Source organism: Streptococcus sp. TATVAM-FAB8, from assembly GCF_046592795.1.
Classification (GTDB): domain Bacteria; phylum Bacillota; class Bacilli; order Lactobacillales; family Streptococcaceae; genus Streptococcus; species Streptococcus ruminicola.
Genome location: NZ_JAWVPQ010000004.1, coordinates 75,437 through 98,222 on the forward strand (window position 1 = coordinate 75,437; position 22,786 = coordinate 98,222).

Sequence of the window (22,786 nt, forward strand, 5' to 3'; positions counted from 1 at the left end):
TAAAAATATATATTTTTTGATTTTACAAGTACAATTATACACTTTTTAAAATAAAAGACAATATTTTTATATAAAAAGACTAGACTTTTACAAAAAATAAGTTATAATGATAATGTAAAAACAAACTTAATGGAAAGAGGAGTGTTTATGAACAAGTTTCTAGATGCTATCAGTGACAAACTTTTGCCTTTGGCAAACAAGCTCGCTTCAAATCGTTATTTATCGATTTTGCGTGATGCCTTTATGCTTGCCTTCCCCTTGACCATGTTTGGGTCAATTGTCGTGGTTATTTGTAACCTTCCTTTTTTAAACGATGGTACGAAAGCGCTTTTAAACGACCTGCTTGGTAGTGGTCAAAGTGCTACCATGTCGATTATGACAGTCTTCGTTACTTTTGGTATTGGTTATTACCTTTCTAAATCTTACGATGTTGAAGGAATTTTCGGGGGTGCTATTTCATTTGCAAGTTTCCTTATTTTGACACCGTTTTTCACAACAAGTGAAGGTGGCGAAAAAGTTTCAAGTGTTTTGAGTCTTGATCGCCTTGGTGCAAAAGGAATGTTTCTTGGAATGATTGTTGCTTTTCTTGCTGCAGAAATTTACAGCCGCACGAGCAAAAAAGGATGGCAAATTAAAATGCCTGACAGTGTACCGCCTGCAGTTGCTAAGTCTTTTGCAGCTTTGATTCCAGCTATTTTGACCCTATCTGTCTTTACAGCGATTAATGCTGTTGTGACAGTTGGTTTCAAAACAAATCTTCACGATGTGATTTATAACGTTATTCAAGTTCCGCTTGTTGGTCTTGGAAGTAGTATCTGGGCAACTTTGGTTGCAATCTTCTTTATTCAATTCCTATGGTTCTTTGGTCTTCACGGTCAAATTCTTGTGAATTCAGTCATGGACCCTGTTTGGAATACATTGATGTTTGAAAACTTGGAAGCTTACAAGGCAGGTGAACACCTTCCTCACATTATCTCAAAACCATTCATGGAAACATTTACTGTTGGTCTTGGTGGTTCAGGTATGACGCTTGCAGTTGTTATTATCATGGCCTTTATCATGAAGAAAAAACAATATCGTGATGTTGGTCGTTTGGCACTTGGTGCTGGTATCTTTAACGTTAATGAGCCTGTTATCTTTGGGTTGCCAATCGTTTTGAATGCTACAATTCTTATTCCATGGGTCATCTCACCAATTATTGTCACAGCCCTTAACTACTTTGTGATGTCAATTGGTCTTGTTCCTGCACCAACAGGGGTTTCAGTTCCTTGGACAGTACCTGTCTTCTTTAGTGGAATGATTGCGACAAACTCACTTGCTGGTGGACTTCTTCAAATTGTTGACTGCTTGATTGTTGGCTGTATTTGGCTACCATTCTTGCACATGCTGGACAAACAACCTGACTCTGCGCTATAATATGACTATAGTTTAAAAATATTAGTCTATACAAGTAGAGTAGGAGCGATCTATGTCAAAATATGAAGAGATTGCAGGGATTATTCGAGCTAGAATTTCAGATGGAACGTATCCGATTGATTCCATGTTGCCGATTCAGTCTGATTTGGCAAAGGAATTTGGCGTTAGTCGAATGACGGTGAAAAAAGCTATTGAGATGTTAACTATCGAAGGCTTGGTCATTTCAAAACAAGGAAATGGCACCAAGGTTTTGAATTCTTCATTTTGGGACAAAGAGGATTCAAAATTTCGATTGAACAACTACAATGGTTTAAGTAACGATTTGAAGGATGACCCTCGACAATTAACGAGTCAAATTATTGAGTTTACGGTTGAATTTCCCAATGCGGAAATTGCTGAGCGCCTTCAAGTGGAAGAATCAACGCCAGTTTATAAGATTATTCGATTACGTCTCTTAGATGGTGAGCCGTATGCGCTTGAGCATACTTACATGGCTTGCGATTTAGTTCCAGGTCTGGATGATAGTATTTTATTAGCATCCGTTTATGATTACCTTTGGAATACTTTGGAACTTAAATTTGCTGGGTCTTATCGTCATATTACGGCTGAAAAGCCTGACCATTATGACAAAGATTACCTTGCTTGCAAGGATGCTGACCCGATTTTGCAAGTTGAGCAAGTGGTTTATTTGGAAAATGGTAGACCGATTGAGTATTCACGTACGCGAAATCGTTATGATGTCCGCGGGTATTCATTGCTAGATGTTAAAAATAGTTAAGAGTCGATAGGGTAACGGTTGAGTCTGGAGAAAAGTCTCCAGGCTTAACTGCTGAACGGGGAAATCCCCCGAAAGAAAGGACAAATTATGGCAGAACCATTATTTTTAAAAGCACAAATGCACGATAAAATTTGGGGTGGAACTAAGCTTCGTGATGAGTTTGGTTACGATATTCCAACAGAAACGACTGGTGAATACTGGGCAATCTCAGCTCATCCAAATGGTGTGTCGATTGTGGATAATGGGACTTATAAAGGACAAGGCTTAGATAAACTTTATCGTGAGCACAAAGAGCTTTTTGGCAATCCAAAATCAGAAGTCTTTCCATTGTTAACTAAAATTTTGGATGCCAACGATTGGCTAAGTGTCCAAGTTCACCCAGATGATGCTTATGCTCTTGAGCATGAAGGTGAGCTTGGTAAAACAGAATGCTGGTATGTCATCGCAGCGGATGAAGATTCTGAGATTATTTACGGTCATAACGCCAAATCTAAAGAAGAACTTGCCAAGATGATTGAAGCAGGTGATTGGGATAATTTGTTGACAAAAGTTCCAGTCAAAGCTGGTGATTTCTTCTACGTACCAAGCGGCACAATGCATGCCATTGGTAAAGGCATTTTGATTTTGGAAACACAGCAATCAAGTGATACAACTTATCGTGTCTACGATTTTGACCGTCGAGATGCTGCTGGGAATCTTCGTGATCTTCATATCAAACAATCAATCGATGTCTTAACCATTGGTGAACCAGCTAACAGCACCCCTGTGACTCTCGGTGTGGATAACTTGACTTCAAGCCTTTTGGTGTCAAATGAATTCTTTGCGGTTTACAAGTGGGTAGTCTCTGGGGAAGTTGCTTTTAGTCAAACAGCTCCATATCTTTTGGTCAGTGTTTTGTCTGGTCAAGGTAGCTTAACTGTTGATAACTGTGTGTATAACGTGAAAAAAGGTGACCATTTCATTCTTTCAAACGATGTGAAAACTTGGAAATTTGATGGTGAATTGGAAATCATTGCTAGTCACCCAAATGAAAACTAATTATTTGTAAGTAGGTATAACTAAAAAAAGGAATCCGAGAATTTCGGATTCCTTTTTAGTTTATTTTTCAACTTCAAGGTCATACAAACGTCCAGCTTTTTCGTAGCGCGTGAAACGAGCTAGTTGATTATGTTCGTCAACGAAGACGACGCGTGGTTTGTGTGTTTTGGCTTCTTCAGGTGTGAAGTCAGCGTATGACATGATGATGACGTGGTCGCCAACGTTAACGAGTTTTGCTGCGGCACCATTAAGGCAAATTTCGCCTTTCCCTGGTTCGCCAGCGATGATGTAAGTTTCTAAGCGGCTACCTGTTTCAACATCAGCAATCTGTACTTTTTCGTATTCTACCATACCAGCTAGCTCAAAAAGTTCTGGGTCGACGGTAATACTGCCAACATAATCCACCTCAGCCCCCGTTACGACAGCGCGGTGAATTTTTGATTTTAACATTTGAATGTGCACGATTTTTTTCTCCCTTACTCGTAGATGTGATTGTCAATCAAGCGTGTCTTGCCAATGTAAACTGCAATGGCATTGAGGACAGGACGGTCGATTTCGCTGACAGGTTCTAGAGTTTTCCAGTCTACAAATTCGACATAGTCAATCTTAGCTAGTGGTTCTTTTTCAATAAAAGTAGTCATGGCTTCTTTTAATTTGCTAGTGTCTTTTTCACCGTCATTAATCATTTTTTCAGCGAGAGCCAAACTTTGTGAAAGAACTAGAGCAGCTTTTCGTTCGTCAGCTGAAAGGTAAGTGTTACGTGAACTTTTAGCAAGTCCATCAGCTTCACGAACGATTGGGCAACCAACGATTTCAAGGTTAAAATTCAAATCCTCAACCATGTGTTTGATGACAGCCAGTTGTTGAGCATCTTTTTGACCAAAGTAGGCTTTATTTGGCTCGACAATATTGAAGAGTTTTCCAACAACGGTACAAACCCCACGAAAATGAATTGGACGTGTTTTTCCGCAAAGTCCCTTCGTCAACGTTGACATGTCAATGAAACTTGAAAAAGTAGGAGAGTACATGTCGCTAGGTTCTGGATTGAAAATCAGGCTAGCTCCTGCGGCTTCACAGAGTTTGGCATCTTGTTCCAAATCACGTGGGTAGCTTTCAAGGTCTTCAGTCGGAGCAAATTGAATGGGATTGACAAAAACGCTGACAACAACGTGGTCGTTTTCGGCAACAGCTTTGTCAATCAAGCTCTTATGTCCTTCGTGTAGGTAACCCATGGTAGGAACAAGTCCAATAGTTTTTCCCTCTGCTTTCCAAGCTTGAACAGCTTTTCTAACGTCTTCAACAGTGTGAACGATTTTCATGTAATGTCATGCCTCTTTTCTAATTAGTAGAGTTTTTCAATAATACTGTCATCAATATGATATTCATTATCAGGTGTTGGGAATTTCTGAGCGTCAACATCTTCGATATAGCTTTTGACAGCGTCGGAGATGAGCTCGCCGATGTTGGCATAGCGTTTGACGAATTTCGGCGTGAAATCAGAGAATAACCCCAACAAATCAGCGTAAACTAACACTTGCCCGTCAGTTTGATTGCCAGCGCCAATCCCAATGGTTGGAATATCGAGCTGTTTGGTTACAAGTTGGGCGAGTTTAGCTGGGATAGCTTCAAGAACCACGGCAAAAGCACCAGCTTCTTGAACAGCTTTGGCATCTTCTAGAAGTTGTTTAGCAGCAACTTCGGTTTTGGCTTGAACTTTGAAACCGCCGAAGGCATTGATGTGTTGTGGTGTGAGACCAAGATGTGCACAGACAGGAATTCCTGCATCAACCATAGCTTTAATTTGCGGGCAGACACTCTTTCCGCCTTCTAATTTAACGGCTTGGCAATGAGTCTCCTTCATCAAGCGCCCAGCATTTTCTACAGCTTTTTCAACCGATACTTGATAAGACATAAAAGGCATATCAACGATAACCAGAGCGTTTTTAGCCCCTCTGCAGACCGCTTTGCCGTGATGAATCATATCTTCCATGGTGACTGAAATAGTGTCATCGTAGCCTAGCATGACGTTGCCAAGAGAATCACCAACAAGAATGCTGTTGACACCAGTGCTATCGATTAACTTAGCTGTTGAGTAGTCGTAGGCGGTTAACATGGTTAACTTTTTACCGTCTGCTTTAGCTTTTTGAAAGCTCAATACGGTATTTTTCATGAGAGTCTCCTTTCACCAAAAGCCACAAAAACTTTTAGAATAAAACATGTCTAGCTAACATTATATCAAATATTCAGAAAATTTTAAATTCTATGTCAAAAATAAATAGTGTGAAATCATTGCTATTAACATAAAAGAGCCTGAAGCGTAGTTCAGACTCTGAGTGTGAAATGATTAGTCAAAAATACTGCAAGATTTTGAAGTATTTTTGATACCATTTTGGTCGTTAAGAATAGCATTACCTTGTTCGGTTAATTGTGTACCAGCCCAGTCTTGAACCATATCAAGATAAGCAAGCTCGCTGCTATTTCCTTTCCAAGACCAGCCAAGATACCCAACACCTTTTGCTTGAGAGTAGCTCATGATTGTCTTGTAATCGATTGGACCATTTGTGTGTTTAATACCAAATTCACCGATACATAACGGTGCCCCAACGGCTAATGATGAATCAATATTGTTTTGTACAGCACCGTAGGCACCAGCGTATTCGTACATATGGATTGAGAAAATAAGGTTGTGTTCTGAATCGGATTGGACGACGCTTTGGCCAGCATCTGCGATTGATTTTGGATATTGCCCCCAGCCAGCGCAGTCAACCATGATGGTATTTTTTATCCCAACGTTACGAAGTTTGGGGATAACTTGTTGATAACCTGCTGCCCAATTTGAGCTATCCCAGGCACCGCCCCATTCATTGGCGATGTTTAAGATGACATGGTCTTCGTTTCCAATTAGAGCATCTTTCATTTCCATCCAATAATTAGCGGCATTTTCCAAATCTTGAATGTTGTCGGAACCAGTAGCATCATGCGCTTCAACAATGGCAATCAAGTGGTTGTCTTTACAAAGCTGCAATAGTTTTTGAATTTCTGCTAGTGAAGTTTTGCTGTATTGTTGCCCATCTCCCATAACGATACGAATACAGTTTGCCCCAGTTCTTGCAATAGCAGGAATGGCAGTGTCCTCCTGCCCTTTATACCAAGCATAAGGGTAGTTAATACCACGCATGATAAATGGATTGCCTTTGGCATCATAGAGTGTTGTTCCATTTGTGTAAAAGCCACTAGTTGTGACTACCGGATTAGGGTTGGGATGATCTTCACCTACTTTGGTAAATTCCCATTTTTGATTAGTTCCATTAGTATCAGACCATTGTTGGACGTTAGCACCTGCATTAGTTGCGCCACGAGCGACGTCGAGTACTTTTCCGCTAACAGCAGAGACTAACTTGTAAGAACCGTCGCCGTTATCAACAATTTTCCACTTTTGACAAGTCCCGTTAGTATCGTCCCATTGCTGCACATTAGCGCCATCATATGTTGCAGCAGAAGCAACATCGAGTACTTTTCCACTATTTACAGATACCAATTTATAATAGCCGTCGCCAGTATCAAGGACTGTCCATTTTTGATTAGTCCCGTCAGTGTCGTCCCACTGTTGGACGTTAGCGCCCGCATTAGTTGCACCACGAGCGACATCTAGAACTTTTCCGCTATGTCTAGCTGTGATTTTATAAGTATTCCCTGAAACAATAGCATCAGCTTTTACCTCATGAGCTGACACAGCACCAGTAAGCAAAGCTAGCGCTGTTAATGATCCGACGAGTTTTTTATTCATTAGTTTTCTCCTCTCCCAAATGTTAAAACTAAGTGTTCAATTTAGACATTAATAGTGTTAGTTGTGTAAATCTCCTTTTTGTGACATGTGCTAGTAATTGTATACAAAAACATCAATAAAGTTTCAGGAAGCGCATCCAAAAAGAGTATAACATATTTGAATTAAAAAGTATATATATTAAGCGCTGCTTTTTATCAATTTTTTAAAAGACCTTTTTATTTGAATTAACAGCCTAAAAATACCTAAAAAATGAACTTTTTAACTAAGAAAAATAATTTTTTAAAATTTTAAAAAGTGTGGCTTTAATAGTAGAAAAAGAAAAAACACTAAAAAATATAAAGTATTTTTATTTAAATGTATATACTTTTCTAAGATAAAGTGCTATAATGTAAGCGCAAACAAAAAGAAGCTAAATTTAGGAGGGAAAACCTATGAAAAAAGGTTGGCTTACTGTAGGAGTGACTGCACTTGCAGCCGTAACATTAGTTGGTTGTTCAAATGGGAACGCTAAGGATAGTAAAGTGGAAACAATTACTTTCATTAACCACAAGACCGACTGGGAGACTAATGGTAAATGGGATGAGTACTTTGCCGAATTCAACAAAAAATACCCAGACATTAAAGTGGAAGTGCAAACCATCACAGATTACGCTGGACAAATGAAGACACGCATGAACAGTGATGAATACGGTGATGTTCTAATGATTCCTGGAGACATCAGTCCAAAAGATTACAAGAATTTCTTTGAACCTCTTGGGAAGACAAAAGACCTTTCTGAAAACTATCTAGGTCTTAATGACCGTTCTTATCAAGGAACACAGTATGGCCTTCCAAGTCAAATGAACGCGACTGGTATGGTGGTCAACAAGAAAGTCTTTGAAGATGCTGGAATCAAGGAATTTCCACAGACAATAGATGATTTCATCGCTGCGCTAAAAACAATCAAAGAAAAAGACAGTGATGTGACACCACTTTATACCAATTACGCTGCAGGCTGGACCTTATCAAATTGGGACTTCACTCGTTCAGGTATAGCTGGTGACCCTGATTTTACTAATAAAATGACATCAGATACAGCACCGTTTGAACAAGGAGACACCATGTACACTGTTTACAATACACTCTATACAGCAGCAAAAGAAGGACTAATCGAATCTGACCCGACAACAAGTGATTGGGAACAATCAAAAGTTGACCTTGCTAATGGTAAAGTAGCTGTCATGGTACTTGGAAGTTGGGCAGTCCCACAAATCCAAGAAGCAAATGAAAAAAATGCTGATAATATCACCTTTGAAGCATTCCCAGCAACAGCACCAGACGGTAAACAATACATGCCAATCGGTGGCGATTATAACTACGGTATCAACATTCACAGCAAACACAAAAAAGCAGCTCGCAAATTTATTGACTGGATGGTTAACGACTCTAACTACGCAGTCGACAATGGCGGTATCCCAACAGTTAAAGGTGCCAAATATCCAAAAGCACTTCAAGATAGTCAAGAAGCCGGCGTTGAAGTTCTTGAAGAAAATCCAGCACCAGAAGGTAAAGAATCTCTCTTTAGTGATATCAACAATGAATCTGAACTTGGTATCGGAACAACTGATACTGAAAAACAACGCATTATCGATGCGGCTATCGGTAATTCAAAAGAATCATTTGATGATATCATGAAAGATTTTAATGTCAAATGGGCTAAAGCTATTAAAGCAGTTTCTGATAACTAATTTATGTTAGTGAGATGAGACAGTAAAGGAGTTGCAAAAAAGCAGACTCCTTTACTGATGCTCATTGTATGAAATGTTAAGTTATCTTTATCATGCTGGAGGTTATTATGACAAAAAGTAAATTGAGCAAAGAATGGGAAAAGCGTCTCTTGGTTTTCTCTTTCACCATCATTCCAGTTCTTCTGTTACTTGTCTTTTCATATTATCCATTGATAAAAATGATTCAATATAGTTTGACGGATTGGAACGGATACAGTCAAGAATCGAATTTTGTTGGGGTAAATAACTACAAAACAGTACTTACAAACCCAAATTATTTTTCAGTCTTTAAGACAAGTCTCTATTATTTCATTGCGACATTTTTCCAATTAGGAATCGCGCTGCTATTTGCGACAATTCTATCTTTCAAGGTGAAATTTGCCAACCTTTGGAAAGGAATTCTGTTCTTCCCATACCTTCTAAATGGTGTTGCGATTGGCTTTATCTTCCTTTATTTCTACAAAGGTGGGGGAACACTTGATACAGTTTTGAAAGCTATTGGTCTTGGTGACCAAATCAAACTGTGGCTTGGGGATCGTTCGATTAATAATATTTCGCTTGCCTTTACATCAATCTGGCGTTATACAGGTTTTAACTTCTTGGTTTTCTTAGGGGCGATTCAGTCTATTAACCCTGAAGTTTATGAAGCAGCTGAGATTGACGGTGCCAACCGTTGGGACCAATTCAGATACATTATCATTCCAAGTATCCGAAATATTGTCTTTCTTAATATCATCTTGGGTGTCAGTGGTTCATTAAGCGTTTTTGATATTCCATATATCATGACAGGAGGTTCAAATGAAACGTCAACTTTCGTTATTCAAACCATTGATACAGCCTTTAAGTACAATAAAGTTGGTTTGGCATCGGCTATGGCAATCATACTCTTATTTATCGTGATTGTTGTTTCTTTGATTCAAAAAGTTGTCACAAGTGAAAGGAAGACAGTCAAATGAAAAGGAAAAAAATAACAGTTGGAAAAATTCTTCAGTATTTCATTTTGTTGCTTGGGGCAACGGTGGCGCTTTTGCCAATTCTAGTAGTCTTTATCGGTTCTTTTAAATCAAATACAGAATTCTTAAGCACAGGTGTTTTGGAATTGCCAAAATCCCTAGATTTTTCAAACTATAAAACGGCTTTTGTAAATGGGCAAATGTTGCTCGGCTTTAAAAATACTTTGATTATCTTTGTGGTTAGTATGGTTGGAAAATTAACTCTTGCCTCAATGTTTGCTTATGCGGTTAGCCGATTTGATTTTAAACTGAAAAAGCTTATCTTGACGCTCTTTATGCTTGCTATGCTAATTCCTGGTATTACCAGCCAAGTGGCCACTTTCCAAATCATCAATTCACTTGGATTGTTTAACAAGATTTGGTCAGTTATCTTGCTCAATTTGGGGACTGATGTCATTTCTGTCTACGTTTTTTTACAATACCTAGATGAAATTCCAATTTCTCTTGATGAATCAGCTTATCTGGATGGTGCTAGTCATTTTGGCATTTTCTGGCGCATCATTCTTCCAAATTTGAAAGCGCCCATTGTGACTATGTTAATCATCAGTGGTGTCGGTGTTTACAATGACTTTTACAATCCTTTCCTTTATATGCCAGACCGTAATTTGAAAGTTATTTCAACAGCGCTCTTTGCCTTTAAGGGACCTTACGGAACCAATTGGCCTGTTATTTTGGCAGGGGTTGTCATCGTTATTTTGCCAATTTTAATTGTCTTTTTATCACTTCAAAAGTACATCTACAATGGTGTTGCTGGTTCAGTAAAATAGAAAGATTTAGAAGTTGTCTAGAAAGGAACAGCTATGACCGAAAAATCATCGCGTTTGATAGACGCTGTTAATTTAGTTTATACCGTCATGAAGGGCTCAGTGCTCTTCTGGCTGGCTTTGCTAAGTAGAGGTCTTGTCTATGGCTGGGTCTTTGCTATCAAAGTTATTTTGCAGTATTTTGCATCTGATAATCCACAGGATATACGATTCAGAGATTTCATAAAGCAAGTAGAAGAAGTAGCTTATGCTAAAGTGATTTCGGCTATGATGACTTTCTTCTTTAGCTTGGGATTGACTGGTTGGCTACTTAGTCTGGTCAATATCAGCCAGCTATCGTTTGCCATGTTTTATATTGGTGGGCTTGCTTGGCTAGTCTGGTTAGTTATCGTGATTTATTACGTTAAAACACAGTCGTCAAGTGAAGAAAATCAGCTTTATCAAGTCCTTCTTGAGATGAAACGAGACTTTCAAAAGGTTATCTTAATTTTTCTTCTTGCTTTTATCTTTGTGTGGTTAACATTAACTAAAACAATGTTGGGGTGGTTATTATTCCCAGGAATTTATTTTTATCTTGTTGAACGTATTCAAAAAGTCCATTTTAAAGGAGTCGAGTCATGATTCACATTAATGAAGAAGAACAGTCTTTTCATTTGACTAATGGAAAAGTATCGTATGTGTTTAGAGTAATGGAGAGAACAGGGATTTTAGAGCAGTTATATTGTGGACCTGTCATTTCTGATTACGAATCGTTTACCTTTTTAATTGAGCGTGAAATTCGCCCAGGTAATAATCTTTACATGGGGTCGAGTTTGACATCGCTTGAGCATATCAAACAAGAATATCCCGTATTTGGGACAACGGATTTTCGTTACCCTGCTTTAGAAATTCAGTATCCGACGGGAGATTTGATTTCACATTTTCGCTATGTGGGCTCTCGTATTGAAAAAGGAAAAACGGTAACGGGTGCTCTTCCAGGGAGTTTTGGAAATGAAGAAGATGTTGAAACGTTGATTGTTTGTTTGAAAGATGATTATGCTGATTTAGAGCTTGAATTACATTATGCGATTTATGCGAATTATCCTATCATTACGCGTCAGCAAAAAATCATTAACAAGGACACACAAACGGTCTCGATTAAACGTTTTGCTAGTTTTTGTTTAGATCTTCCAAATGAGAATTATGACTGGGTTCATTTAGATGGTGCTTGGGCGCGTGAAAATCATTTATCACGTAGCTCCATTCAAAAAGGCATCCAAAATATTTCAAGCACGAGAGGTCACAGTAGTCACATGCATAACCCATTCTTTGCTGTTTGCTCACCACAAACGTGTGAAAACAGTGGCCTTGTTTATGGTTTTAGCTTGATTTATAGCGGTAATTTTTTAGCCCAAATTGAATCCGACAATTACAATACCCTACGCATACAAATGGGTATCAATCCTTTTCAATTTGATTGGCAGTTAAAACCAGGACAGCTGTTTGAATCTCCTGAAGCTGTCTTGGTTATTAGCCAGTCAGGTTTTAATGGGATGAGTCAGGTTTTTCATGATTTTTATAAAGAGCATTTGATCCGAAGTTCATGGAAAAATAAAAAACGTCCTGTCTTGTTAAATAGTTGGGAGGCGATGTATTTCGATTTTAATCAGGAAAGGATTTTAGAAGTGGCTGAGGAAGCCAGTAAATTAGGAATTGAACTTTTTGTCTTGGATGACGGTTGGTTTGGCAAGCGAAATAGTGACACGGGTTCACTTGGTAATTGGACGGAAAATAAGGAAAAAATACCAGATGGACTTGTCTATTTAGCTAAGGCTATCAAAGAAAAAGGAATGTTGTTTGGACTTTGGTTTGAGCCAGAAATGGTCTCTGATGATACTGATTTGTTTAAAGAACATCCAGATTGGGTTATTGGCAATCCAGAAAAAAATATTTCGCATGGTCGTAACCAATTTGTCCTTGATTTTGGAAATTCTGAGGTAGTTGAAGAAATTTACAAACAAATGGCACGCTTGTTATCAACGATGCCAATTGATTACATTAAGTTAGACATGAACCGCTATATTTCAGAAAGCTTTTCGAATCATTTGCCTAGTGAACAGCAAGGTGAGGTCAATCATCGTTATATTTTAGGTGTCTATAGTTTGTATGAAAAACTAAATCAAGCATTTCCTGATGTTTTGATTGAGTCTTGTGCAGGTGGCGGGGCACGTTTTGACCCTGGAATGCTTTATTATTCGCCACAAATCTGGACAAGTGATGATACGGACGCAGTGGAACGTTTGACGATTCAATGGGGGACTTCTATGGTCTATCCGTTATCAACCATGAGTGCTCATGTTTCAGCGGTGCCTAATCATCAAGTCGCACGTGTGACATCACTTGATATGCGAAAAGACGTTGCCATGTTTGGTGTCTTTGGCTACGAATTAAATCCATTAGCTTTGACAGAAGAGGAAAAAGAAGCTGTAAAAGCGCAGATTAAAGAATACCATGCCTATCAAGAATTGATTCAAAATGGTATTTTCTATCGCTTGGATTTGACGGATAAGAATCATGTTGGTTGGATGGTTGTTAGTCGAGATAGAAGCGAAGCTTTAGTTGGTTACTATACCATTTTAGCGCAGCCAAATCCTTCTTATGAACGTCTTAAATTAGTTGGACTAAAAACCGATGCTGCTTACCAAGTATCGGAAGCTGATGATAAAAGTATCCGATTTGGTCGTGATTTAGAAACGGTAGGTATCATTTTAGGAAAAAATTATATTGGAAGAGAAAATGATTATTGGTCACGCGAAATGCCGGGTGACTTTTATGGGAAAATGTATCATTTGCAAGAAATTGTCAAATAACATTTGGAACTTCGAGGCTTCTAGTTTACAATATAGATAAACAAAAGAGTAAGTACATGAACGAAGGAGAAGAAATGGAAAAATACAACCTTATTGCAAATGATGTTCGCAAGAAAATTTTAGAAGGTGTATATCAACCAAATGAGCAATTACCCTTTGAAAAAGATTTTTGTAAAGCATATAAAGTTAGTAAAATGACGGTCAAAAAAGCTCTAGACATTTTAGTTGCAGAAGGGTTGATTTACAAGCGCCGTGGTGCTGGTACCTTTGTCATGGATTTATCGGTTGAAAAAATGGAAAAAATGCTGATGGATATTCAAATGATGGGGACAACAGCTTTTTATCCAGACAAAAAAATTACAAGTCGTGTGATTGATTTTACAGTTGTAAAAGCAAACGCTGAAATTGCTGAGAAGTTAAAAATAAAAGAAACAAGCTTTGTTTATAAAATTCATCGTGTTCGTTTAGTTGATGATAAACCAACAGTTATTGAAGAAACTTACATGCCAATTGATTTGATTACAGGTTTGAAAATCGAGCATGTGGAAAATTCGATTTATGATTACATTGAAAATAATCTTGGTTTGAAGATTCAATCTGGGCACCGAACCATTACGGTTCGACGTGCGACAGATGAAGAAGCTGACTACTTGGCACTTGAACAAGGTGATCCTGTAGCAGTAGCTGTTCAAACAGGTTATTTAACAAATGGAGCTGCGTTTGAATACTCAATTAGTACGCATCGTTATGATGAATTTTCATTGGAGATTGTTTTAACACATCGTTAGCAGTGATCTTGCTACGTAGAAATGGAGAAGAAAATGAATTTAGTCGTGTTTGATATTGGTGGAACTTCTGTGAAATATGGCCGTTACCAAGACAGTGCCATTGATAAAAAAGGTTCCTTTCCAACTCCCAAAACTTGGGAAGAAATGAAAGCAAACTTGTATCGTGTCTTTACAGAATTATCGGATGCTGATACCAAAGGGGTTGCTATCTCAAGCCCAGGTGCTGTAGATACTGAAGAAGGTGTAATTAAGGGATTTAGTGCGATTCCTTATATCCATCATTTTAAAATTATCGATGAGTTGGAAGCTATGTTTGGCTTACCTGTGACCATCGAAAATGATGCTAACTGTGCAGGTCTAGCTGAAAGTCAATTTGGTATCGGAAAAGACAGTAAAAAATCAATTTACTTCATTCTTGGGACAGGTATTGGTGGTGCAGTTTGCCTTGATGGTAAATTGTACAAAGGAAGTAGCCTTTACGGTGGTGAATTTGGTTTCATGATTATCAAAGACGGCATTACGCTTAGTAACCTAGCTAGTCCCGTTGCCGTGGCTAAAAAATATGCTAAAGAACATGGCTTGACTGATTTTACTGGCAAAGATTTATTTGATTTGGCAGATGCTGGCAATAGCGATGCGAAGGCTGCCTTGTCAGAAATGTATGATGTCATTGCTATCGGCATTTTTAACTGCCTTGTCAGCATTAACCCTGATTTGGTCGGTATTGGTGGCGGTATTTCTGCGCGTGAAGATTTGGTGCCAGAACTTGAAAAACGTCTGCAAAAATTGGTCGAAAAAACCGATGCTCACGGGTTAGAATACCAAGTGAAAACTTGCCAATTCCAAAATGACGCCAATCTATTAGGGGCTGTTTCTAACTTTTTGAATAGTAAGTGAGGAACCAGCCATGGAAATTCGTCAACATGATCATCTTGTCTTTTTTGGTGATAGTATCACTGAGTGGGGACGAGATAAGAACAATCCAGAAAGTCTAGGCAATGGTTATGTGAGCCTTGTGGTTGCAGATATCCTAGAACATCATCCTGATTTGAAGCTTCAATTTTTTAATCGAGGAATTGGTGGCAATAAAGTTCAAGATTTGGTAGACCGAGTGGAGGACTGCCTATCTTGCCAACCTGATGCACTTGTTTTAATGGTTGGGATTAACGATGTTTGGCACCTTGTTGGAAAAGATGGCTTTGCTAGTTTAGCTGAGCAAAAGCGCTTTGAAGCTAGCTACCGAAAATTATTGCAAACCTTAAAGGATGCAGGAATTGACCGCATTTTGCTAATGGAACCTTATGTTCTTGATTACCCAGAAGACCGTATGGAGTGGCGACGTGATTTGGATCCAAAAATACAGATTGTACGTCACTTAGCGCGTGAGTTTAAGTTAGAATTGATTCCGCTTGACGGGCTGATGAATGAGCAAGCTCTTCGCAGTGGCAGGCGAGAATTAACTGGTGAAGATGGTGTTCATCCGACTTTGGCAGGGGCGATGGTCATTGCCCAAGAAATTTTGAAACGTCTTACTTTTGTTTATTAAAGTGGAGGGATTAAATGAGAATCGAAGATGCTTTAAGACATTGGGGCGATTATCAAGGCCGTCAAGACAAACCAGCTGATTTTGATGCGTTTTGGGCAAAGGCTAAAAAAGAAGTGGAAATGTTAGGGACAGATTGTGAGTTGGTTCCAGCGGATTTTACTTCAAGTGTGGCAGATTGTTATGACCTGTTTTTCACAGGGGTTCATCAGTCTAGAATTTACGCACAATTGCTTTTACCTAAAACATCACAGCAGAAATTTCCCGTGATTTTTCAATTTCACGGCTATCATAGCGATGTTGGTGACTGGTCAGATAAATTAGCTTTGGTGGCAGAAGGTTACGCCATCGTAGCCATGTCTGTTCGTGGACAAGGTGGTAAATCAGAAGACCATTTGCAAACAAATGGTGGAACCTTAAAAGGACATCTGATTCGAGGGATTGAAGACGGAGCCGAAAATCTTTTTTATCGTGCGGTTTTTCAAGATGTCTATCAATTAACGCAAGTAGTTAGTCAGCTGTCTTTTGTGGATTCTTCGCAGATGATATCTTACGGTGTTTCGCAAGGCGGTGCTTTAGCTTTGGTTTGTGCGGCATTGTGCCCGACGATTAAACGGGTGTTTGTGCAATATCCATTTTTAAGTGATTATCGCACAGCTTACAGTCTTGATGTCACTCAATCAGCTTATGAAGAATTAGCTTATTATTTCCGCTTTCGTGACCCTTTGCATGAAAATGAAGAAAAAGTTTTTGTGACGCTTGATTATGTAGATATTCAATATATGGCTGACTGGATAAAAGCAGATATTGTCTGGGCGATGGGCTTAGAAGACCGAGTTTGTCACCCAAAAACACAATTTGCTGTTTATAACCACATTCAAGTACCGAAAAAACTTTATTTTTACCCAGAATACGGTCACGAATACTTGCCAAAATTTAATGACATAATTCATCAAACTTTGATTAACGATTAAAAAGTTGACCTGAACAGTTTTGGTTCAGGTCTTTTTGGATGATGCATTGGTATTTTGGGGCGTTTAGTGTTAAAATAATATACAATATAAATCTGTATGCAAAGAAGAGGTCCTTATGGCAAAAATTGTGAATTTGACGGGTGAAGAGGTCGTTGCCCTAACGGCCCAATATATGAGTGAATCTGATGTAGCGATTGTTCAAAAAGCATTGGATTACGCGACAAAAGCACATATTTCCCAAGTTAGGCAATCAGGCGAGCCTTATATCATCCATCCTATCCAAGTTGCAGGTATTTTAGCAGATCTTCATCTTGATGTGGTGACAGTGGCTTGTGGTTTTTTGCATGACGTTGTTGAAGATACTGAGATTACTTTAGATGAAATCGAAGCCGAATTTGGTAAAGATGTGCGTATCATCGTGGATGGCGTGACAAAACTTGGTAAAGTTGAGTACAAATCACACGAAGAGCAATTGGCTGAAAATCACCGTAAGATGCTTATGGCCATGTCTAAAGATATCCGTGTCATTTTGGTAAAACTTGCTGACCGTCTTCACAATATGCGCACTTTGAAGCATCTTCGTAAGGACAAACAAGCGCGTATTTCACGTGAAACCATGGAAATCTATGCTCCCCTTGCTCATCGTTTGGGGATTAGCCGCATCAAGTGGGAATTGGAAGATTTGTCATTCCGTTACCTTAATGAAATTGAGTTCTACAAGATTTCTCACATGATGAACGAAAAACGTCGTGAACGTGAGGCCTTGGTTGATGAAATCGTTAAGAAAATTAAAGACTACACTGAAGAACAAGGGCTTTACGGAGACGTTTACGGTCGTCCAAAACACATCTATTCTATTTATCGCAAAATGCGTGATAAAAAGAAACGTTTCGACCAAATCTATGATTTGATTGCCATTCGTTGTATCATGGAAACCCCTAGCGATGTTTACGCTATGGTTGGTTACATTCATGAATTGTGGCGTCCAATGCCAGGGCGTTTCAAAGATTACATTGCTGCGCCCAAAGCCAATGGTTATCAGTCAATTCACACGACTGTGTATGGACCAAAAGGACCAATCGAAATTCAAATTCGTACCAAAGAAATGCACCAAGTCGCTGAATACGGGGTTGCTGCTCACTGGGCTTACAAAAAAGGGATTAAAGGCAAGGTTGACAGTCAAGAACAAGCTGTCGGCATGAGCTGGATTAAAGAATTGGTTGAATTGCAAGACGCTTCAAATGGTGATGCGGTAGACTTTGTCGATTCAGTTAAACAAGATATTTTCTCAGAACGTATCTACGTCTTCACCCCAACAGGTGCTGTACAAGAATTGCCAAAAGACTCTGGGCCAATTGATTTTGCTTACGCTATTCACACACAAGTCGGTGAAAAAGCTGTTGGTGCTAAAGTTAATGGCCGTATGGTACCTCTAACTGCTAAACTTAAAACAGGTGATGTGGTTGAAATTGTAACCAACCCAAATTCATTTGGACCAAGCCGCGACTGGATTAAAATTGTTAAGACAAACAAAGCCCGCAACCGCATCCGCCAATTCTTGAAAAATCAGGATAAGGAATTATCAGTCAACAAGGGCCGTGAACTTTTGGTGGATTATTTCCAAGATCAAGGCTATGTGGCTAATAAATACCTTGATAAAAAACACCTTGAAGCTATTTTGCCACGTTTCAGTGTTCGTAGCGAAGAAGCTCTTTATGCGGCTGTTGGTTTCGGTGAAATTAGTGCGGCAGCTGTTTTCAATCGCTTAACGGAAAAAGAACGCCGTGAAGAAGAACGCGCCAAAGCGAAAGCAGAAGCAGATGAACTTATGAATGGTGGTGAAATCAAGACAGAAAATAAAGAAGTCTTGAAAGTCCGCAGCGAAAATGGCGTTATCATCCAAGGTGCTTCAGGTCTTTTGATGCGTATCGCCAAATGTTGTAACCCAGTGCCAGGTGACCCAATCGAAGGTTATATCACCAAAGGTCGTGGGGTGGCTATTCACCGTGCGGATTGTCACAATATCAAGAGCCAAGAAGGTTATGAACAACGCCTTATCGAGGTCGAATGGGACGATGCTACTAGCGCTAATAATGATTACATCGCTGAAATTGATATTTACGGTCTTAACCGTTCAGGACTTCTAAATGACGTCCTTCAAGTTCTTTCAAACGTCACTAAGAACATTTCAACCGTCAATGCCCAACCAAGTAAGGATATGAAATTTGCGAATATCCACGTTAGTTTCACAATTCCAAACTTGACGGAATTGACTGCTGTTGTCGATAAAATTAAAATCATCCCAGACGTTTATTCTGTCAAACGTACAAATGGATAACTAAAATGAGCTGATAATGCAGCTCATTTTTTTATTTGAAAGAGAAAAGGTAAGTGCTTTTTTTATTTTTCTGAAAATGTTAAAATGACAATAATGAAAGCGAATTTATTTTCAGAAAGGAATAGATATGAAAGTAGTCATTCAACGTGTTAAAGAAGCGCAAGTTACGATTGATGATGAACTGGTTGGAGATATCAGTCAAGGCTTATTGTTGTTAGTTGGAGTAGGACCAGATGATGAGCAAGAAGACCTTGATTATGCTGTTCGTAAAATTACTAATATGCGTATCTTTTCAGATGATATGGGCAAGATGAATTTATCTGTCCAAGATATTAAAGGAAGTATCTTATCAGTGTCTCAATTTACTTTGTTTGCGGATACCAAAAAAGGCAATCGTCCGGCATTTACAGGTGCCGCAAAACCTGATAAAGCTGAAAAAATGTACCTCGACTTTAATGAAGCCCTTGCCCAATTCGTTCCTGTTGAAACAGGTGTTTTTGGCGCTGACATGCAAGTTAGTCTAGTCAATGACGGTCCTGTTACTATTATTTTGGATACAAAATCACGTTAAGTTGAGTTAAGAAGGAACGGAGGTGGAAGATGTCACTAGAGCGATTATTCCCAGAAGCTGTTGAGGCTGGTAAGATCGAACATGCAGAAGATTGGGTAGCTATTGAGGAAAATGGGCAAACGTATTACCTTCCTCTAGCAAATCTGAGCGAGCGTGAAAAAGCATTACTGGCTTTGCAAAATGACGGTATTTTAGAAGACAAGGTGACTGAGAATCCTTGGTACCGTTATTTGATTCAAGATGATTTGAGTGTGGCAAAAGATTATAAAGCCTTGCAAATCATTTACATCGATCACAAGGAAGCCTTGCCTGAAGAACTGTGTGATTTTTTTGTGACCTTGTTACCTAACTTGCTTGCGACGGTGGTCATTTCAAAGACTAGAACATTACTCATTCTTGATCAAGAAGAGATGATTGAAGCAGAAGATTTAATCGATGATGTGTTGCCGACTTTGGAAAGTGACTTTGGTATCAAGTTAACCATTTTCTTTGGCAATGTCTGGTGTAAATTTCAAGCAGATGATTTGCCAGCTTTTTACCGTGAAGAAAGTCGCTTGTTTGCCAATATGAGACATTTTCGTGGTAATGAACGAACAGTCAGTTTTTCACAAATGTTGCTGCTAGCTTATGCGCATCAGCTTGATTTGCCAGCTATTAAACATAAAATGTTACAGGCTATTGATGATAGTAAAGACATCAGACCGATTATCATGACCATGTGGCAAGAACAGGGCAATCTTGCCAAAACAGCACAAAATCTTTATATTCACCGTAATTCCTTGCACTATAAAATCGAGAAATTCCGCCTTTTGTCAGGCTTGAATTTGAAAAATCTTAATGATTTGGCATTTTCGTATCTTTTAATTATGGAAAATTAGTTTTTGGGCACATTGCACAAAAAATCTTGTGACTCCTGTCTATATCGTGTAAGCGTTATCTTTGCTATAATAAAGCCACATAGATCAAAGGAGTTAAAAAATGGTAGAACTTAATCTTAATCATATTTACAAAAAATACCCAAATGCAAGCCACTATGCTGTTGAAGATTTCGATCTTGACATTAAAGATAAAGAATTTATCGTTTTCGTAGGACCTTCAGGTTGTGGTAAATCTACAACGCTTCGTATGGTTGCTGGTCTTGAAGATATCACAGAAGGTGAACTTAAAATTGATGGCGAAGTCGTTAATGATAAAGCACCAAAAGACCGTGATATTGCCATGGTTTTCCAAAACTACGCTCTTTACCCACACATGACTGTTTATGATAACATGGCATTTGGGCTAAAACTTAGAAAATATAAAAAAGATGAAATTGACAAACGTGTTCGCGAAGCTGCACAAATTCTTGGCTTGACAGAATTCCTTGAACGCAAACCTGCTGACCTTTCAGGTGGTCAACGTCAACGTGTTGCCATGGGTCGTGCTATCGTGCGTGATGCCAAAGTATTCTTGATGGACGAACCTTTGTCAAACTTGGATGCCAAACTTCGTGTGTCAATGCGTGCTGAAATCGCAAAAATTCACCGTCGTATTGGTTCAACAACAATCTACGTTACTCACGACCAAACAGAAGCCATGACACTTGCTGACCGTATTGTTATCATGAGTTCTACTAAAAACCCTGATGGTTCAGGAACAATCGGTCGCGTTGAACAAATTGGTACACCACAAGAACTTTACAACCGTCCAGCTAACAAATTCGTTGCTGGTTTCATCGGAAGTCCAGCCATGAACTTCTTTGAAGGAACAGTCAAAGATAATACCTTGGTTAGCGACTCAGGTTTCACAATTGCTTTGCCAGAAGGTCAAAAGAAATTGCTTGAAACTAAAGGTTACAATGGTAAAAAAGTCATCTTCGGTATCCGTCCAGAAGATATCTCAAACAACCCACTTGCTCGTGAAACATACCCAGGAGCAACTCTTGAAGCTGAAGTTACTGTTTCTGAATTGCTCGGTGCTGAAACAATGCTTTACGTTAAAGTAGGTAACACTGAACTTGTTGCTCGTGCGGATGCGCGTGATGTTTACCAACCAGGTTCAAAAGTGGAATTGACATTGAATGTTGCCAAAGGTCACTTCTTTGACCCAGAAACGGAGGCAGCTATTCGCTAATTTAACGCTATCCAAAACAGAACTCTTCTAGAATACAACCCAAAAAGCCTTACGTCTAACGACGTAGGGCTTTTTTGGGTTTTCATCATAAAATAAAGTTACTTACCAAATGATAAGTAACTTTTTATTGTCTAAACTTATTCGTCAGCGACCATGATATCAGTTAATTGACCAAATTTTTCTTTGGCATCTTCAGAAATACCTGAATCAGTGACCAGATGATCGATTTTGCTAACATTGTAGAAATCATAAAAATCGTATTTATCGAATTTTTCATGGTCGACGAGAAGGAATTTTTCAAAGGCATTATCAAGGGCAATGCGTTGAATTTCTCCTTCACTTTCGCTGTAAGTAGCTACAGAATCCCCAAAGACACCGTTAGCACTAACAAAGGCTTTTGAGAATTTGAGGTTTTGCAAGTAGTTGGCAGTCAGTGAGCCAACAAAGGCACCTGTAATATCACGATATTCACCGCCGGTTAAGATTAAATCGGTGCTTTTATTTTGATTTAAAATAGTGAATACTGGCAAACTATTTGTCACGACACGGATGTTTTTGGCAACAAGTTCGTGAGCAAAATGTTCCAGCGTTGTTCCGGGACCGATAAAGACTGTTTCGCCTTCTTGAATGAGTGTGCTGGCGAATTTAGCAATGGCACGCTTTTCTTCGATTTGTAGTTCTTGTTTTTCAGTGTTTGATTTTTCGTATTTTGGTTTTACTTTTGGTGTATCAATACTTTGTGCGCCACCATGGATACGAATCAATAAGCCTTCTTTATCTAGCTCGTCAAGGTCGCGACGAACAGTCATATCAGAAACACCAAGTTCTTTAATGATATCGTTAACTGTAATAACACCTTTGACGTTGATTTTTTCAAGAATCCACTGGAGGCGTTCTTTTTTCAGCATGTCAATCTCCTTTCTTTTCTTTATTCCTTGTCACTATCATATCACAAAGAGACTAGTAACTCAACAAATAAGAAAAAAAAGAAACATTTTGAAACAGTTTTGTAATAATCATGAAAAGTACCGAATTTAAAGCTTTTCTCG

General features: G+C 38.8%; 21 protein-coding genes. 16 read left to right on the plus strand and 5 right to left on the minus strand.

The features are described from left to right. The first annotated feature begins 147 nt into the window (after positions 1-147). The 3 genes from celB (at position 148) to manA (ending at position 3,232) form a co-directional block, all read left to right on the plus strand. Positions 148-1,416 carry a PTS cellobiose transporter subunit IIC gene (gene celB, locus SFC32_RS03815; RefSeq protein ID WP_411050056.1) on the plus strand — a complete coding sequence of 423 codons (1,269 nt, stop codon included), beginning with the start codon at positions 148-150 and terminating at the stop codon, positions 1,414-1,416. Positions 1,417-1,468: 52 nt separating this feature from the next. Continuing rightward, positions 1,469-2,194, plus strand: a complete 726-nt coding sequence (locus tag SFC32_RS03820; protein WP_411050057.1) for a GntR family transcriptional regulator — start codon at positions 1,469-1,471, stop codon at positions 2,192-2,194. 87 nt (positions 2,195-2,281) lie between these two features. Further along, on the plus strand, positions 2,282-3,232 hold the full coding sequence (gene manA, locus SFC32_RS03825) for a mannose-6-phosphate isomerase, class I (RefSeq protein WP_411050058.1): 951 nt from the start codon (positions 2,282-2,284) through the stop codon (positions 3,230-3,232). A 60-nt stretch (positions 3,233-3,292) separates the two neighbouring features. Here the strand turns inward: manA and panD are convergent, their stop codons facing one another. From panD to SFC32_RS03845, 4 genes are all read right to left on the minus strand, one after another. Next, a complete protein-coding gene (gene panD / locus SFC32_RS03830) occupies positions 3,293-3,682 on the minus strand; it encodes an aspartate 1-decarboxylase (RefSeq protein WP_411050062.1) in 390 nt (129 codons plus the stop codon). Between the two features lie 26 nt (positions 3,683-3,708). Beyond that, a complete protein-coding gene (gene panC / locus SFC32_RS03835) occupies positions 3,709-4,551 on the minus strand; it encodes a pantoate--beta-alanine ligase (protein ID WP_411050059.1) in 843 nt (280 codons plus the stop codon). Positions 4,552-4,574: 23 nt separating this feature from the next. Further along, positions 4,575-5,402, minus strand: a complete 828-nt coding sequence (gene panB, locus SFC32_RS03840; protein WP_411050060.1) for a 3-methyl-2-oxobutanoate hydroxymethyltransferase — start codon at positions 5,400-5,402, stop codon at positions 4,575-4,577. A 174-nt stretch (positions 5,403-5,576) separates the two neighbouring features. Then, positions 5,577-7,019 carry an RICIN domain-containing protein gene (locus SFC32_RS03845; protein ID WP_411050061.1) on the minus strand — a complete coding sequence of 481 codons (1,443 nt, stop codon included), beginning with the start codon at positions 7,017-7,019 and terminating at the stop codon, positions 5,577-5,579. 431 nt (positions 7,020-7,450) lie between these two features. On the opposite strand from SFC32_RS03845, the gene SFC32_RS03850 reads away from it, so the two are divergent. The 13 genes from SFC32_RS03850 to SFC32_RS03910 all read left to right on the plus strand — a co-directional run bounded on the left by SFC32_RS03850 (position 7,451) and on the right by SFC32_RS03910 (position 21,737). Continuing rightward, positions 7,451-8,746 (plus strand): ABC transporter substrate-binding protein, encoded by a 1,296-nt coding sequence (locus tag SFC32_RS03850; protein ID WP_411049566.1) that lies wholly within the window; start codon positions 7,451-7,453, stop codon positions 8,744-8,746. 107 nt (positions 8,747-8,853) lie between these two features. Next, entirely contained in the window at positions 8,854-9,741 is an 888-nt protein-coding gene (locus SFC32_RS03855; RefSeq protein WP_286783514.1) for a carbohydrate ABC transporter permease, read from the plus strand. Further along, the gene (locus SFC32_RS03860; RefSeq protein ID WP_074564921.1) at positions 9,738-10,565 is read left to right on the plus strand and encodes a carbohydrate ABC transporter permease; all 828 of its coding nucleotides are present in this window, start codon (positions 9,738-9,740) and stop codon (positions 10,563-10,565) included. The genes SFC32_RS03855 and SFC32_RS03860 overlap by 4 nt, the downstream gene beginning before the upstream one ends. A gap of 33 nt (positions 10,566-10,598) precedes the next feature. Beyond that, positions 10,599-11,183: a hypothetical protein gene (locus SFC32_RS03865; RefSeq protein WP_411049565.1), complete on the plus strand. Its 585-nt coding sequence runs from the start codon at positions 10,599-10,601 to the stop codon at positions 11,181-11,183. Then, entirely contained in the window at positions 11,180-13,411 is a 2,232-nt protein-coding gene (locus tag SFC32_RS03870; RefSeq protein ID WP_411049564.1) for an alpha-galactosidase, read from the plus strand. The genes SFC32_RS03865 and SFC32_RS03870 overlap by 4 nt, the downstream gene beginning before the upstream one ends. 74 nt (positions 13,412-13,485) lie before the next feature. Further along, a complete protein-coding gene (locus SFC32_RS03875) occupies positions 13,486-14,199 on the plus strand; it encodes a GntR family transcriptional regulator (RefSeq protein WP_411049567.1) in 714 nt (237 codons plus the stop codon). Between the two features lie 33 nt (positions 14,200-14,232). Continuing rightward, a complete protein-coding gene (locus SFC32_RS03880) occupies positions 14,233-15,096 on the plus strand; it encodes an ROK family protein (protein WP_411049563.1) in 864 nt (287 codons plus the stop codon). A 10-nt stretch (positions 15,097-15,106) separates the two neighbouring features. Beyond that, on the plus strand, positions 15,107-15,745 hold the full coding sequence (locus SFC32_RS03885) for an SGNH/GDSL hydrolase family protein (RefSeq protein ID WP_411049562.1): 639 nt from the start codon (positions 15,107-15,109) through the stop codon (positions 15,743-15,745). 14 nt (positions 15,746-15,759) lie between these two features. Next, positions 15,760-16,716: an acetylxylan esterase gene (locus SFC32_RS03890; RefSeq protein ID WP_411049561.1), complete on the plus strand. Its 957-nt coding sequence runs from the start codon at positions 15,760-15,762 to the stop codon at positions 16,714-16,716. A 115-nt stretch (positions 16,717-16,831) separates the two neighbouring features. Then, positions 16,832-19,054 (plus strand): RelA/SpoT family protein, encoded by a 2,223-nt coding sequence (locus SFC32_RS03895; RefSeq protein ID WP_039697485.1) that lies wholly within the window; start codon positions 16,832-16,834, stop codon positions 19,052-19,054. Between the two features lie 127 nt (positions 19,055-19,181). Continuing rightward, the gene (gene dtd, locus SFC32_RS03900) at positions 19,182-19,625 is read left to right on the plus strand and encodes a D-aminoacyl-tRNA deacylase (protein WP_074869866.1); all 444 of its coding nucleotides are present in this window, start codon (positions 19,182-19,184) and stop codon (positions 19,623-19,625) included. A 29-nt stretch (positions 19,626-19,654) separates the two neighbouring features. Further along, the gene (locus tag SFC32_RS03905) at positions 19,655-20,503 is read left to right on the plus strand and encodes a helix-turn-helix domain-containing protein (RefSeq protein ID WP_074603479.1); all 849 of its coding nucleotides are present in this window, start codon (positions 19,655-19,657) and stop codon (positions 20,501-20,503) included. Between the two features lie 100 nt (positions 20,504-20,603). Further along, complete coding sequence (locus tag SFC32_RS03910; RefSeq protein ID WP_039697488.1) at positions 20,604-21,737, plus strand: ABC transporter ATP-binding protein; 1,134 nt, start codon at positions 20,604-20,606, stop codon at positions 21,735-21,737. A 137-nt stretch (positions 21,738-21,874) separates the two neighbouring features. Here the strand turns inward: SFC32_RS03910 and SFC32_RS03915 are convergent, their stop codons facing one another. Next, positions 21,875-22,645, minus strand: a complete 771-nt coding sequence (locus SFC32_RS03915; RefSeq protein ID WP_039697489.1) for a DeoR/GlpR family DNA-binding transcription regulator — start codon at positions 22,643-22,645, stop codon at positions 21,875-21,877. Positions 22,646-22,786 lie beyond the last annotated feature (141 nt).